This is a genomic window from Pseudomonas sp. S8, from assembly GCF_050473925.1.
Classification (GTDB): Bacteria; Pseudomonadota; Gammaproteobacteria; order Pseudomonadales; family Pseudomonadaceae; genus Aquipseudomonas; species Aquipseudomonas parakoreensis.
The window spans coordinates 95,847-109,073 of record NZ_JBFDVZ010000016.1 but is presented as its reverse complement, the minus strand read 5'-3'; the positions used below and the strand labels follow the sequence as shown (position 1 = coordinate 109,073).

Below are 13,227 nucleotides of genomic sequence, written 5' to 3'. Positions count from 1 at the left end.
TCTTTTGCTTTTACGCCAGCTTGCACCGATCAAAAAACCGCTCACGCCCCAGAATCATCAAAGCCGCGCGCTTGTGCGGAAAGTCGAACTCCTTCTCGCAGTGGAAGCACTGGTTGTGCATGTGGCCGATCATCTTCGCGTTATCGGCACGCGGTTCAGCGACCACACGCTGGGTCCGCGGATCATCCAGAAACAGGTAGTGCACCAGCGCCGACAACCAGCTCGCGACCTTGTGCGGGCCACGGTGGTTTTCCTCTCCCACCAGCATATGAATGCCACGGTCGTAATTGTCGGCGTCGTAGAACGGCGCGATACGGTCTTCCTTGGCCCAGTAGGCCTCGAAATAGGCAAACGGTTGATCATCAAAACAGCCGATCAGCGTCAGGGTGTGCGGATCGGCATCGAGCTTGCTCAGGTACTCGCGATGCTGATCGAGACTGCCCTCCTCCTGCCAGAAACTGGCGACTCGCGGGCTGTTCTGCCAGCGATTGAACCGCGCCAGATCCTGCTCGATCTCCACCGTACGCAGGGAAATCCACGCACCGAGACGCGCATCGAAACGCCGATAGACCTCGCCACGCGGCTTCGCCGAGCGCAGCGGATGGCGCTTGCCGTGACTGATCACCATTTGTTGCGGGTAGCTGCCGGTCAGCGACGTGCCCAGCCAGGGTTGCGGCAACTGCCAGAACAGGGTGCGTTCGCAGCGGTATTCGCCAGCCACTTCGGTGCTGACCAGCAAACCGCTGAGCAACGCTTCAGTGGGTGGTTGATCGAGTTGCCAGAGCAGTTGCTGACAGTCCGGATCGCGTGCGAACAACCAGTAACAGGCCGCCCACAGCGCCTGCCCCACAGGCAGTGCATAACGCTCGTCGAGCTGGATCGGGCCTTTGGCCAGGCGATCCAGGCGCAGGCGAATCAGCGGTTGCCCGTCCAGGCTCAGGCTCAGACGGCTTTCAGTGGCATCGGCTACCAGTTGGCTGCCCGAAGGCAGGGCCAGGGCAGTCAGGTCATTCAGATTGGACATGGGTCGGGCTCACGATAATCGTCGACAGTTCAACGATGGGACGTGAGCCGAGAGGAGAAATTTAGCCGCCTGGATGAAAATCGGTCAGGGATGAGCCACCGGCACCACGGCAATCTTGTAAGGATCGAAGATCTTCAGCATCTGGCCATTGTTGCGCAAACCCTGCAGCAACTTGCCGAACGCCTCGCCAGTGATCGGTGCCGTCGGACGCAGAATGGCGTAATGGTGGTAGACCTGATCGATGCGTTGCGACACCAGCAATTCGTCACGCACTTTTTCGTTGCGCAGCAGATAATCGAACAGGTACGAGCGCGTGACCAGAGCGATGTCGGCGCGCCCGCGCAGCACCATCAGCAGGTTGCTGTCGTGGGAATAGGTCAGCGTCGCGTTGAAGGTATCGGCGAGGTACTTGGGATCGGCGTTGAAGTTGGCGAACTCATAGTGATAACCGCTGTACAGCGCCAGGCGTTTGCCCTTGAGGTCGGCGAAATAGTTCTGCTGGCGACCGTCTTCACGTTGCGCGACGAAAATCTCGGCATCTTCCAGGCCCATATCGACGTCGGTATGAGGAATCTCCTTCCAGCCCCAATCGGGGTTCTCGAAGATCGCCATGTCGATCCGGCCCTGCTTGAAATCACCGAAACGCCGAGGAATCGAAGTCGGTACCAGTACGAACTGATAGTCCGCCTGCAGTGCATTGAGCGCCTCGACCAGTTGCGGCAGCAAGCCAGTGTCGGCACCACTTTCCGGACGCACGGTGTAAGGCGGAAAATGCGCCGCGCCCACCCGAACCAGTTGCGCTGCCTGTGCGGGTAGCACCCAAAATACCGCCAGCGCTACGAGCAAAAGCCCTGCGGTCGTCCGAATTGGCGAAGACTTCAAAACACCCCACTCCCCGAAAAAATGGCAATCAATGCATTCAAGCTAGGCGGTTTCGCCCAGTTAGCCAGTTTCCCGGCCTGTTAGAAAGTGGACTGGCGCTCTTCGAGCACCAGAATCAGCGCTTCATCGGCCAACTGATCAAGGCTCAGGCTGCCGCCGGCACGGAACCAGGTGGTGGTCCAGGACAGTGCGCCGGTGAGGAAACGACGGGTAATGAAAACATCGCCACGGATAAACCCGGCGTCCTTGGCTTCGCCCAGCACTTGCAACCAGATCTCTTCATAGACGTCACGCAGGGCCAGCACCCGGGCCTGCCCCTCCTCGGACAACGAACGCCACTCGTAGACCAGCACCGCCATCGCTTCGCCGCTGCCGCCCATGATCGACTGCAACTCGCAACGAATCAGCGCCAGCACCCGCTCCCGCACACTGGCGGCTTCGGCCAGCGCGGCGCGCATCAACGCGGTGTTGTAGACGATGGTCTCTTCCATCACCGCACGAAGGATTTCATCCTTGCTTTTGAAGTGATGAAAAATGCTCCCGGACTGAATCCCCACCGCCCCGGCCAGATCGCGCACGGTGGTGCGTTCATAGCCTTTGTTGCGGAACAGGTGGGCGGCCACTTGCAGCAGTTTGCCGCGAGCGCTGTCAGGGTCGGTCAGTTGGCCTTGGTCGACCAGTTCGCGCATGACCCTCAGGGCTTTTTGCTCGTCCACCCGTTCTCTCCTACAGTCGATCAGTCTGTTGCCCCCTGAACACGCAGGGTTGCGCGCAATTTAAGCCGCAGGCGGCAACCAAGCAAGCGCTTGGGCAGAAGATATTTCAGCTGTTTACAAACCAAGCGCTTGCTTGGTAGCCTCCAGACACTTCTGTCGCAGGTTCCTGAGTCGGAGATCACCATGCCCACGACCGTTCGCATCGGATGCGCCAGCGCATTCTGGGGTGACACCAGCACCGCCGCCGCCCAGCTCGTGGCAGGCGGGCGCCTGGATTATCTGGTGTTCGATTACCTGGCCGAGATCACGATGTCGATCATGGCCGGCGCCCGCATGAAGGACCCACAGGCCGGGTTCGCCGGGGATTTTGTCGAGGTGCTCGCGCCGCTGCTGCCGCAACTGGTCGAACAGAAGATTCGCGTGATCAGCAACGCTGGCGGGATCAATCCGAAAGCCTGTGCCGCCGCCCTGCAGGCCGCCTGCGACAAGGCCGGGGTCAGTCTGAAAATCGCCGTGCTGCTCGGCGACGACCTGCAACCGCAATTCAAGCAACTCGCCACTCAAGGCATCCACGAAATGTTCAACGGCGCACCGCTGCCGCCGATGTGCGTATCGACCAACGCCTACCTCGGCGCGCCGGGCATCGTCGAGGCTCTGCGCCTGGGCGCCGACATCGTCATCACCGGGCGCGTGGTCGACAGCGCGGTGGTCAGCGCGGCGCTGGTGCATGAGTTCGGCTGGGCGTGGCACGACTACGACAAACTCGCTCAGGCGGCGTTGGCCGGGCACATCATCGAGTGCGGCGCACAATGTACCGGGGGCAATTTCACCGACTGGCGCGATGTGCCGGATTACGAACACATCGGCTTTCCCATCGTCGACGTCAGCGCCGACGGCCAGTTCATCGTCAGCAAACCCGAGGGCTCCGGCGGGTTGGTGACGCCACTGACGGTTGGCGAGCAGATGCTCTATGAAATCGGTGATCCGCAGGCGTATCTGTTGCCGGATGTGGTCTGCGATTTCACTCAGGTGAAACTGCAGCAACAGGGCAAAAACGCCGTGCATGTGCACGGTGCCAAAGGCTTGCCACCCAGCGATAAATACAAGGTCAGCGCCACTTACCCGGACGGCTTTCGCTGCACCGCCAGTTGCCTGATCGCCGGCATCGATGCGGTGTCCAAGGCCCGGCGCGTGAGCCAGGCGATCATCGACAAAACCTCGGAAATGTTCAGCCAGCGCGGCTGGCCGCCCTACAGCGAAGTCGATATCGAACTGCTCGGCAGTGAAGCCACTTACGGCCCTCACGGTCAGCGCCGTGACAGCCGCGAGGTGGTGATCAAACTCGCGGTGCGCCATCCACTGAAACCGGCGCTGATCCTGTTCTCCCGGGAAATCGCCCAGGCCGCGACCGGCATGGCGCCCGGACTGACCGGCATCGTCGGCGGACGGCCGACGGTCTATCCGCTGATCCGGCTGTTCTCGTTCCTGATCGACAAAAACGCCTGCACCCTGCAAATCGACATGGCCGGTGAGCAATATCCCTGCGCCCTGCCCGCGCAGACACCACTCGACAGCCACGCTCTGCCAACCCCCGAACAGCCACCCAAACCCCAGGGCCGCGCCGACGCCAGCGTGGCGTTGGTAAAACTGGCGGTGGCGCGCTCCGGTGACAAGGGCAACCACAGCAACATCGGCGTCCTGCCGCGTCGACCGGAATACCTGCCTTGGATCGCCGAAGCGCTGACGCCAGCGGTGATCGTCGACTGGATGCGCCACGTGTTCGACCCGATTCACGGCCGGGTCGAACGCTGGTACCTGCCCGGCACCCACAGCCTGAATTTCCTGCTGGAAAACGCCCTCGGTGGCGGTGGTGTGGCAAGTCTGCGCATCGATCCCCAGGGCAAGGCCTTCGCCCAGCAACTGCTGGAAATCCAGATCCCGGTGCCGCAGAGCATCGCCGAACAACTCGACTAGAGGTTGGGCTTCATGGCTTACGCATCGATTTTCAAAGCCGATCTGTTCAGCGGCCAGACCCTCATCGTCACCGGTGGCGGCAGTGGCATCGGCCGTTGCACCGCCCATGAACTGGCAGCGCTCGGAGCCAGAGTGCTGCTGGTCGGGCGCAAGCCGGAAAAACTGCAGAAAGTCGCCGCCGAAATCGCCGAAGACGGTGGCCGCGCCCATTGGCACGCCTGCGACATCCGTGACGAAGACGCGGTAAAACAACTGGTCACTGAGCTGATCGCCGAACACGGGCCGATCCACGGTCTGGTCAACAATGCCGGCGGCCAATACCCGTCGCCACTGGCCGCGATCAATCAGAAAGGCTTCGAAACCGTGCTGCGCACCAATCTGGTCGGCGGCTTCCTGATGGCCCGGGAAGTGTTCAACCAGTCGATGAGCAAACACGGCGGCAGCATCGTCAACATGCTCGCCGACATGTGGGGCGGCATGCCCGGCATGGGCCATTCCGGCGCGGCACGCTCGGGGATGGACAACTTCACCAAGACCGCCGCATTCGAGTGGGGTTACGCCGGGGTGCGGGTCAATGCGGTGGCGCCGGGGTGGATCGCGTCCAGCGGCATGGACACGTATGAAGGCGCGTTCAAAGCGGTGATCCCGACCTTGCGCGAACACGTACCGCTCAAGCGCATCGGCACCGAATCGGAAGTCAGTGCGGCGATTGTTTTCCTGCTCAGTCCGGCGGCGGCGTTCATCAGTGGCAGCACCTTGAAAATCGATGGCGCAGCCAGCCTCGGCAGCCGTGCATGGCCGCTGCACAAGGCGAGCCACAGCGAGTCGTTCAACGGGTTCCATCGGGCGTACCTGCCGGACGTCCTCAAGGACAAGGAGTAAGCCATGCCGCAGATCCAGTCCCAACTCGATCCGCACAGTGATGCTTTCGCCCGCAACCGCGCGGCAATGCTCGCGGCCATCGAGCAAGTCCAGCAACTGGAACAGAACCTGCTGAACAAGGCTGCCGAAGCCAAGGGCAAATTCGACAAGCGCGGGCAATTGCTGCCCCGCGAACGCCTGAACCTGTTGCTCGACCCCGGCGCACCGTTCCTCGAACTGGCGAGCCTGGCCGGCTACAAGCTGCACGACGACAAGGACGGCAGCGCCGCCGGCGGTGGCCTGATTGCCGGCATCGGTTACGTGTCCGGCATACGGGCGATGGTGGTGGCCAATAACAGCGCGATCAAGGGCGGCACCATTTCCCCCACCGGCCTGAAGAAATCCCTGCGTCTGCAACAGATCGCCCAAGAGAACAAACTGCCGGTGATTACCCTCGCCGAAAGCGGCGGCGCCAACCTCAATTATGCGGCGGAGATATTCGTCGAGGGCGCACGCAGTTTTGCCAATCAGGCGCGGATGTCGGCCATGGGTCTGCCGCAGATCACCGTAGTGCATGGCTCGGCTACGGCCGGTGGCGCCTATCAACCGGGGCTGTCGGATTACGTGGTGGTGGTGCGCGGCAAGGCCAAGCTGTTTCTTGCCGGGCCGCCGCTGCTCAAGGCCGCGACCGGTGAAGTAGCCACCGATGAAGAACTGGGTGGCGCCGAAATGCACGCACAGGTTGCCGGCACCGCCGAATACCTGGCCGAGAACGATGCCGATGGCGTGCGCCTGGTGCGCGAGATCCTGCGCATGCTGCCGTGGAACGAACAACTGCCGTGGCTGCCGGAACCGCAATTCAAGGACCCGCTGTACCCGATCGACGAGTTGCTCGGGCTGATTCCCGACGACCCGAAGAAGCCCTACGACGTGCGCGAAATCATTGCGCGGATTGCCGATGAATCGGAGTTTCTCGAATTCAAAGGCGAGTTCGATCAGCAGACCATCTGCGGTCAGTTGAAAATCCAGGGCCGTGCCTGCGGCCTGATCGGCAACAACGGCCCGATCACCCCCGCCGGGGCGAGCAAGGCCGCGCAGTTCATTCAACTGTGCGATCAGAGCCAGACGCCGCTGCTGTTCTTCCACAACACCACCGGGTTCATGGTCGGCACCGAGTCCGAGCAGCAAGGCGTGATCAAACACGGTTCGAAACTGATTCAAGCGGTGGCCAATGCCCGAGTGCCTAAACTGACGATTGTCGTCGGTGGCTCCTACGGCGCCGGCAACTATGCGATGTGCGGGCGCGGTCTCGATCCACGCTTCATCTTCGCCTGGCCCAACAGCCGCACCGCGGTGATGGGCGGCGCGCAGGCCGGCAAGGTGCTGCGCATCGTCACCGAGGCCAAACAGCTCAAGGAAGGCCTGGTGCCGGATCCGAAAATGCTCGACATGCTCGAACAGGTCACCGCGCAGAAACTCGACAGCCAGTCCACCGCGCTTTACGGCAGCGCCAACCTGTGGGACGACGGCCTCATTGACCCGCGCGATACGCGCACCTTGCTCGGTTACCTGCTGGATATCTGCCACGAAGCCGACATCCGCACGTTGCAACCCAACAGCTTCGGCGTCAGCCGCTTCTGACTGCCACGGATCCCAAGGAGAACAATAAAAATGATCTTCACCCCGGAACACGAAGCACTGCGTCGCACCGTCCGCCAATTCGTCGAACACGAGATCAATCCACACGTCGATGAATGGGAAAAGGCCGGACGCTTTCCGATCCACGAGATTTTCCGCAAGGCCGGCGACCTTGGTCTGCTGGGGATTTCCAAACCGGAAAAATTCGGCGGCATGGGCCTCGACTACAGCTATTCGATTGTCGCCGCCGAAGAGTTCGGCACCATTCATTGCGGCGGCATTCCGATGTCGATCGGCGTGCAGACCGACATGTGCACCCCGGCGCTGGCCCGCTTCGGCTCCGATGAATTGCGCGACGAATTCCTCCGCCCCGCGATTACCGGCGAGCAGGTCGGTTGCATCGGCGTCTCGGAAGTCGGTGCCGGTTCCGATGTCGCGGGTCTAAAGACCAGCGCGCGCAAGGACGGCGACGATTACGTGATCAATGGCAGCAAAATGTGGATCACCAATTCACCGAGTGCCGATTTCATCTGCCTGCTGGCCAACACCTCGGACGACAAGCCGCACATCAACAAGTCGCTGATCATGGTGCCGATGAACAGCCCGGGCATCAGCCTCAGCTCGCACCTGGACAAGCTCGGCATGCGCAGTTCGGAGACCGCCCAGGTGTTTTTCGACAACGTGCGTGTGCCGCAGCGCAACCGCATCGGCCACGAAGGCGCCGGGTTCATGATGCAGATGCTGCAGTTTCAGGAAGAACGTCTGTTCGGCGCGGCCAACATGATCAAGGGTCTGGAATATTGCGTCGACAGCACCATCGAGTACTGCAAGGAGCGCAAGACCTTCGGCAACGCGCTGATCGACAATCAGGTGATCCACTTCCGCCTCGCCGAATTGCAGACCGAAATCGAATGCCTGCGGGCGCTGGTCTATCAGGCCACCGAGCAATATGTGAAGGGTCAGGACGTCACGCGTCTGGCCTCGATGGCCAAGCTCAAGGCCGGGCGCCTCGGTCGTGAAGTCAGCGACAGTTGCCTGCAATATTGGGGCGGCATGGGCTTCATGTGGGACAACCCGGTGGCCCGCGCCTATCGCGATGTGCGGCTGGTGTCGATCGGCGGCGGCGCCGACGAAATCATGCTGGGGATCATCTGCAAACTGATGGGCATTCTGCCGGGGAAAAAGAAATGAGCCCCCTGCCGGAATGCCAGACACTGCTGCTGGAGCGGCATGGCGGCGTATTGCACATCACCCTCAATCGACCGGACAGCCGTAATGCGATGAGCCTGCACATGGTCGCCGAACTGCGTGCGGTACTGGCGGCGGTGCGCGATGACGGCGGGGTTCGCGCTCTGGTCCTCAGCGGTGCCGGTGGGCATTTCTGTGCGGGGGGCGACATCAAGGACATGGCCAATGCCCGTGCCCAAGGGGCCGACGCTTACCGCGTGTTGAACCGCGCCTTTGGAGCTCTGCTGCAAGAAGCTCAGGACGCACCACAAGTGCTGATCACCGTTTTACAGGGCGCAGTGCTCGGTGGTGGTTTCGGGCTGGCATGTGTCAGCGATATCGCTATGGCCGATCATCAGGCGCAGTTCGGTCTGCCGGAAACCAGCCTCGGTCTGCTGCCGGCGCAGATCGCGCCGTTCGTGGTGCAACGCATCGGCCTGACCGAAACCCGTCGGCTGGCACTGACGGCCGCGCGTTTCGATGGCCAACAGGCGCGACGCCTTGGGCTGGTGCATTTTGTCGAGCAGGATCCGCAGGCATTGGCCGAACGCCTCGACGAAGTACTCGACCATGTTCTGTGCTGCGCACCGGACGCGAATGCGATGACCAAAAAGCTGTTGCTGGCCAGCGCCGGACAGCCATCGAATGAGCTGCTGGATGACGCAGCGCAATGGTTCAGTGAAGCGGTGACTGGTGTCGAAGGGATCGAGGGCACGATGGCTTTCGTGCAAAAGCGTAAACCGCGATGGGCCAACTGAAAGCTTCGCGAGCAGGCCCGCTCTCACAGGTTTTGTGAACGATGCAAATTCCTTGTGGGAGCGAGCCTGCTCGCGAAGAGGCCAGCCAACCCACCGCCAAATACTCAGGAAGATCACCATGCCCGCCCTCCACAAAATCCTGATCGCCAACCGCGGTGAAATCGCCTGCCGCATTCAGCGCACCGCCCAGGCCCTCGGCTATCGCACCGTCGCCGTATTCAGCGATGCCGACGCCGATGCCCTGCACGTGCAGATGGCCGATCAAGCGGTGAACATCGGCGCCGCACCTGTACACCAGTCCTACCTGAACATCCCGGCGATCCTCGATGCCGCGCGCCGCAGCGGCGCCGACGCGATCCACCCCGGCTACGGCTTTCTCTCGGAAAACCCAGGATTCGCCCGTGCCTGCGCAGAGGCCGGCCTGACCTTCATCGGCCCCAGCACCGACGCCATCGAGCTGATGGGCAGCAAGCGCCTGTCGAAAATCGCCATGCTCGACGCCGGCGTTCCCTGCATCGCCGGCTATCAAGGCGCCGCGCAGGACGACGCTACCTTGCTGCGCGAAGCCGAACGCATCGGCTACCCGCTGATGATCAAGGCCAGCGCCGGCGGCGGTGGACGCGGCATGCGCCTGGTGCACAGCAGCGACGAGTTGCCGGCGCAATTGCGCACCGCGCGCTCCGAGGCACTGAATGGTTTTGGCAGTGACGAACTGATCCTCGAGCAGGCACTGATCGAACCACGGCACGTCGAGGTGCAACTGTTCGGCGACTGCCACGGCAATCTGATCTACCTCGGTGAGCGCGATTGCTCGGTGCAGCGTCGCCATCAGAAAGTCATCGAGGAAGCACCCTGCCCGGTGATGACCGTTGAGTTGCGCCAGGCCATGGGCGAAGCAGCATTGAAGGCTGGCCGGGCGGTGAATTACGTCGGTGCCGGCACCGTCGAGTTTCTGCTCGATGCCCGTGGGCAATTCTACTTTCTGGAAATGAACACCCGTCTGCAGGTCGAGCATCCGGTGACCGAACTGATCACCGGACAGGATCTGGTCGCCTGGCAATTGGCCGTTGCCGAGGGGCAGCCGCTGCCGTTGACACAGGATCAGGTCGGACTGAACGGCCACGCCATGGAGGTGCGATTGTATGCCGAAGATCCGACGCAGAATTTCCTGCCGCAGACCGGTCGCGTGCAGGCATGGGAACCGGCCTTGAATCCCGGCGCGCGAATCGATCACGGCTTGCGCGAAGGTCAGTTGATCAGCCCGTTCTATGACCCGATGCTCGGCAAGCTGATCGCCCACGGCGCCACCCGCGAAGAGGCACGCCGCAAGCTGCTGCGCGCAGTGCAGGACAGCGTACTGCTCGGTGTACAGAGCAATCAGCGTTTGCTGGTCAGCCTGCTGCTGCATCCGCAGTTCATCAACGGCGAGTTCAGCACCGCGTTCATTGCCCAGCATTTCACTGACCACCCGTGCCTGCACACTTACGCCCCCTCCGCCGAGGAACTGGCCATCGCCGCCGTGCTGTTTTATCAGTCTGTCGCGCAGGCGCATCGCGCGCCGCTCAAGGGTTGGCGCAACAATGTCGGCGCGCCGCTCGATTACCGCCTCGGGCTGGAACAGCAGGACTGGAGCTTGCAACTGCTTGCGAACGGCGCTGGCCGCTTCACCGTGAACGTGATGCAGCGCGCACTGGCGCTGACCGTCATTGAGTGCAACGAACGCTCGGTGACGCTGGAAGTCGACGGCCTGCGCCAGCGTCATGCGTATCGGATCGCCGGCGAAGAACTCTGGCTGTTCACCCACCCCGGCAACCTGCGCCTGGAGGATCGAACTCATGCGCTGATCAGCAGTCAGAGCAGCGTCAGCTCCGGCACACTGAAAGCGCCGATGGACGGTGCCATCGTCGACGTGCTGGTCAGCGAAGGCAGTCGGGTCAGCAAGGGTCAGTTGCTGGTGGTGCTGGAGGCAATGAAAATGGAGCATCCGCTAAAGGCCGGCATCGACGGCGTGCTCAAGCGGGTGCAGGTCAAGGTCGGCGATCAGGTAAAAAATCGTCAGGTTCTGTTGCAGGTCGAGTGAGTCGCCAGGCGCAAACGCAAGGTTTGACTACGCTCTGATCTATCAGGACGCGTAAATCAGGAAACCTGCGATGCCCCATTGGCTGGTCATTGATCTGGAAGCCACCACAGATGAAGGTGGCTGGCCGGTTACGGAAATGGAAATCATCGAAATCGGCGCGACGCTGGTCGACCGTGCCGGTCGCGAGCAGGATCACTTTCAGCGGTTCGTCAAACCGACCCGGCGGCCGTTATTGACGGCATTTTGTCGTGAACTCACGCACATCACCCAGGCCAATATCGATGCCGCGCAGCCGTTGAGCGAGGTCTGGCCAGCCTTTGAGCGCTGGCTCGGGCAACACCAGACACGCCTCGAGGGCTGGGCCAGTTGGGGCGATTACGACCGCAAGCAGTTACTTCAGGAATGGCAGCGCCTGCAGCTCGACAGCGTGCTGGGCCGAGTGCCGCACATGAATCTCAAACAACGCTTTGCCAAAGCCCGCCGCCTGGAACGACCGTTGGGCCTGAACGGTGCGCTGCAACTGGCCGGCATGCAGTTCAGCGGTCAGCAGCATCGGGCCCTGGAAGATGCGCGCAATACCGCGCGGTTGCTGCCGTTGGTCTTGCCACTCTGAAGTCGGGGCGAGAACTCGTCGGACACGCCCCGGGCAGGTGACGGCGCCGGGAGCGTTGTGCATACTGGCCAGCCTTTTTTAACCCTTTTTTGCCCTTTTCGAGAGGAATCGCCCATGTTCAAAGTCAACGAGTACTTCGACGGCACCGTCAAGTCGATCGCTTTTGGCACCGCTGAAGGTCCGGCGACCATCGGCGTCATGGCCCCGGGCGAATACGAATTCGGCACCGCTCAGCGCGAGATCATGCACGTGGTTTCTGGTGCGCTGACCGTCAAACTGCCGGACAGCAGCGACTGGGAAACCTTCGCCGCCGGCAGCCAGTTCAACGTTCCGGCCAACAGCAAGTTCCAACTGAAAGTCGCCGTTGATACTGCTTACCTGTGCGAATACCGCGGCTAAGCCCACGGCTTTTCCCGGTGCAAAAAAATGCCCGTGTCCATGGACACGGGCATTTTTCATTTCCGGCCTCGGTTATTCGAGGATTTCTACCGACATACCGACTTCCAGCCGACCATTGCTGTCGTTGACCAGATTCTGCCCGAACATCGCGCCATCAGCCTGGGCACGGTACTTCTGCAAGGTCGCCAGCGGTTCGCGATCGGCACTGCGCTCGCCAGTCTGCGGATCGATCGTGGTCAGGATGCAACGCGAGCAAGGCTTGACCACGCGGAACTCGACATCGCCGATGCGGATGCGCTTCCAGCCATCTTCGGCAAATGCCGTACTGCCTTCGATCACCAGATTCGGCCGAAAACGCAGCATCTCCAGCGGCCGTCCGACCTTGTGCACCAGATCGTCAAGCGACGCCTGGCCAATCAACAACAGCGGGAAACCGTCGGCGAACGCGACCTGATCGTCGTCGCGGCCATACCCGGCCTGCGTCATACGCGCGCGATCAAGTGGCACCTGCACCAGACGGGTCGGTTTGCCGATGAAATCGCTGACCCAGCGGGCCGCTGCATCACCGGCATCCGGAACGCGCAGGGTGTCGCGCCAGATGGTCACACCGCGCAACTCGGCATCGTCCTGCGGTAACTCAATATCCAGCGCGGCATGATCGGGCGCACTGAGGGTCAGCCCGCCCTGCGCATTCCACAATGCCGACAGCTGGCTCATTTTCGCCTCGGCCCTTTGGGTCAGGAAGCGGCCGCTGGCCTCGTCCACCAGCATCCAGCGTCGGTCCCCTTCAAGGCCCAGTTTATCCAGGCCAATCGATTGCAGAATCTCGGGCTTGCCGGATTTCAACGGGTAACGATAAAGCGCACTCAGACGCAGCATGTCCAGCTTCCTGATGGGCAAAAAAGCCACCCTATACGAGCTTTATCTGTGAATCAAAGCCTGATGCACGCGCCTGCAAAGATAGTTTGTGGCGAGGGGATTAATCCCCGATGGGGCGCGAAGCAGCCCCACTTGAATCAAGAAAGCGGGACTGCTGTGCAGTCCATCGGGGATAA

The 13,227-nt window shown here is 61.7% G+C and carries 12 protein-coding genes; 8 read left to right on the top strand and 4 right to left on the bottom strand.

Going from position 1 to position 13,227, the window contains the following annotated elements:
- Window positions 1-10: 10 nt before the first annotated feature.
- The 3 genes from AB1J88_RS01765 to AB1J88_RS01755 form a co-directional block, all read right to left on the bottom strand.
- The gene (locus AB1J88_RS01765; protein WP_430290043.1) at window positions 11-1,024 is read right to left on the bottom strand and encodes a GNAT family N-acetyltransferase; all 1,014 of its coding nucleotides are present in this window, start codon (window positions 1,022-1,024) and stop codon (window positions 11-13) included.
- An 84-nt stretch (window positions 1,025-1,108) separates the two neighbouring features.
- Complete coding sequence (locus AB1J88_RS01760; RefSeq protein WP_041069688.1) at window positions 1,109-1,906, bottom strand: substrate-binding periplasmic protein; 798 nt, start codon at window positions 1,904-1,906, stop codon at window positions 1,109-1,111.
- 80 nt (window positions 1,907-1,986) lie between these two features.
- A complete protein-coding gene (locus AB1J88_RS01755; protein WP_041069685.1) occupies window positions 1,987-2,622 on the bottom strand; it encodes a TetR/AcrR family transcriptional regulator in 636 nt (211 codons plus the stop codon).
- Window positions 2,623-2,805: 183 nt separating this feature from the next.
- On the opposite strand from AB1J88_RS01755, the gene AB1J88_RS01750 reads away from it, so the two are divergent.
- The 8 genes from AB1J88_RS01750 (at window position 2,806) to AB1J88_RS01715 (ending at window position 12,172) form a co-directional block, all read left to right on the top strand.
- A complete protein-coding gene (locus tag AB1J88_RS01750) occupies window positions 2,806-4,596 on the top strand; it encodes an acyclic terpene utilization AtuA family protein (RefSeq protein ID WP_430290042.1) in 1,791 nt (596 codons plus the stop codon).
- 12 nt (window positions 4,597-4,608) lie between these two features.
- Complete coding sequence (locus AB1J88_RS01745) at window positions 4,609-5,478, top strand: SDR family oxidoreductase (RefSeq protein WP_131671630.1); 870 nt, start codon at window positions 4,609-4,611, stop codon at window positions 5,476-5,478.
- 3 nt (window positions 5,479-5,481) lie between these two features.
- Window positions 5,482-7,098 (top strand): geranyl-CoA carboxylase subunit beta, encoded by a 1,617-nt coding sequence (atuC, locus tag AB1J88_RS01740; RefSeq protein ID WP_430290041.1) that lies wholly within the window; start codon window positions 5,482-5,484, stop codon window positions 7,096-7,098.
- Between the two features lie 30 nt (window positions 7,099-7,128).
- The gene (gene atuD, locus AB1J88_RS01735) at window positions 7,129-8,286 is read left to right on the top strand and encodes a citronellyl-CoA dehydrogenase (RefSeq protein ID WP_041069673.1); all 1,158 of its coding nucleotides are present in this window, start codon (window positions 7,129-7,131) and stop codon (window positions 8,284-8,286) included.
- On the top strand, window positions 8,283-9,080 hold the full coding sequence (locus AB1J88_RS01730; RefSeq protein ID WP_430290040.1) for an enoyl-CoA hydratase/isomerase family protein: 798 nt from the start codon (window positions 8,283-8,285) through the stop codon (window positions 9,078-9,080). Before atuD ends, AB1J88_RS01730 begins: the two co-directional genes overlap by 4 nt.
- 118 nt (window positions 9,081-9,198) lie before the next feature.
- Complete coding sequence (locus AB1J88_RS01725; RefSeq protein WP_430290039.1) at window positions 9,199-11,160, top strand: acetyl/propionyl/methylcrotonyl-CoA carboxylase subunit alpha; 1,962 nt, start codon at window positions 9,199-9,201, stop codon at window positions 11,158-11,160.
- Window positions 11,161-11,230: 70 nt separating this feature from the next.
- Window positions 11,231-11,773: an exonuclease domain-containing protein gene (locus AB1J88_RS01720; RefSeq protein WP_430290038.1), complete on the top strand. Its 543-nt coding sequence runs from the start codon at window positions 11,231-11,233 to the stop codon at window positions 11,771-11,773.
- Window positions 11,774-11,887: 114 nt separating this feature from the next.
- Window positions 11,888-12,172: a pyrimidine/purine nucleoside phosphorylase gene (locus AB1J88_RS01715; protein WP_003226701.1), complete on the top strand. Its 285-nt coding sequence runs from the start codon at window positions 11,888-11,890 to the stop codon at window positions 12,170-12,172.
- Window positions 12,173-12,244: 72 nt separating this feature from the next.
- Here the strand turns inward: AB1J88_RS01715 and AB1J88_RS01710 are convergent, their stop codons facing one another.
- Window positions 12,245-13,051 carry an MOSC domain-containing protein gene (locus tag AB1J88_RS01710; protein ID WP_430290037.1) on the bottom strand — a complete coding sequence of 269 codons (807 nt, stop codon included), beginning with the start codon at window positions 13,049-13,051 and terminating at the stop codon, window positions 12,245-12,247.
- Window positions 13,052-13,227: the final 176 nt, after the last annotated feature.